This window comes from Klebsiella planticola ATCC 33531 (genome assembly GCF_000735435.1).
Classification (GTDB): Bacteria; Pseudomonadota; Gammaproteobacteria; order Enterobacterales; family Enterobacteriaceae; genus Klebsiella; species Klebsiella planticola.
Genome location: NZ_JMPP01000071.1, coordinates 1 through 1336, shown reverse-complemented (window position 1 = coordinate 1336; position 1336 = coordinate 1). Strand labels below are relative to the sequence as shown.

General features: G+C 54.9%; 1 protein-coding gene. It reads right to left on the bottom strand.

Features of this window, described 5'->3' with window-relative positions:
• Positions 1 to 37 precede the first annotated feature (37 nt).
• Positions 38 to 1245 (bottom strand): IS3 family transposase gene (locus tag GRPL_RS00065; RefSeq protein WP_097311113.1). Its coding sequence is split into 2 segments (ribosomal slippage): positions 38 to 924 and positions 924 to 1245, totalling 1209 coding nucleotides; the frame shifts between segments, so codons are not numbered across the junction.
• Positions 1246 to 1336: the final 91 nt, after the last annotated feature.

Sequence of the window (1336 nt, the reverse complement as noted above, 5' to 3'; positions counted from 1 at the left end):
TGATCTTGACCCGCCATCTCCGGACAGCTTTTGTATCTTAAGTTAACGATGCCCGCTGCCGCCGGTATTCCCTTGGGGAGTGATATCCCAGCGCGCTGTGCGGGTGGTTTTCATTGTAATGCGTGAACGCTGCTGCAAGGTTTCGCAGTGCTGTTCTCACATCCGGTTTTGGCATGAACGCGATATAGTCTTCTTTCATCGTTTTCACGAACCGTTCGGCCATGCCATTACTCTGCGGGCTGCTCACCGCTGTTGTGCAGGGCTCCAGATTCAGCTCTCTCGCGAACCTCCGCGTTTCATTCGCGGTATACGCTGAACCGTTATCCGTCAGCCACTGCACCGCTGTGTCGGGCAACCTGTCGCCGAAGCGCTTTTCCACCGACCTCAGCATCACATCCTGCACGGTCGAACTGTCATAGCCTCCCGTGCTTGCTGCCCAGTCTATGGCCTCACGGTCGCAGCAGTCCAGCGCGAACGTTACCCGCAGTTTTTCGCCGTTGTCGCAGCCGAACTCGAAGCCATCTGAACACCAGCGCATATCGCTTTCTGCCACCGCGATTTTGCCCTTATGTTCACGCTTCGGTTGCTCTGGTTTGTCATGCAACAACAACAGGTTATGCTCGCTCATTATCCTGTAAAGCCGTTTGGCGTTCACAGGTGGCTGTCCCTCTGTGCGACGTTGCTTGCGCAGGATGCCCCACACGCGTCGATAACCATAACTCGGCATATCGCTGATAATGTTGAGGATAGCCGACAGTATTTCTGCGTCTGCTTCGTCATTACGCCGGTTACAGCGCCTGTCCTGCCAGTCGGCAGAACGCTTAATCCGCAGTGACAGTTGCGCACGCGACACGCCCATGGTGCGGCTGACCAGGGCTATTCCCCGTCCTTTGGCAACAAGGGCGCGTGCGCTATCCATTTTCGCGACTGACCGTACTCCACGGCTTCTTTCAGGATCTCAACTTCCATCGTCTTCTTGCCCAGAAGGCGCTGAAGCTCCCGGACCTGCTTCAGAGCAGCAGTAAGCTCAGAAGCAGGAACGACTTCCTCTCCGGCCGCAACAGCGGTGAGGCTGCCTTCCTGATATTGCTTCTTCCACTTAAACAGCAGGCTGGGCTGGATACCATGCAGGCGGGCGACATGGGAGACATTCATGCCCGGCTCCATCGTCTGCTGGATAATGGCGATCTTCTCCTGAGGAGTTTTACGTTTACGGACTTCTTGCCCTAACAGGATCCCGGTCATCTCAAAATTGGCGTTAGTGTTAGACATATATTCAAGACTATCTCTTATCTGGAGATACAGCTACTGTCTGGTGTTTCAGGGGGCTACATCA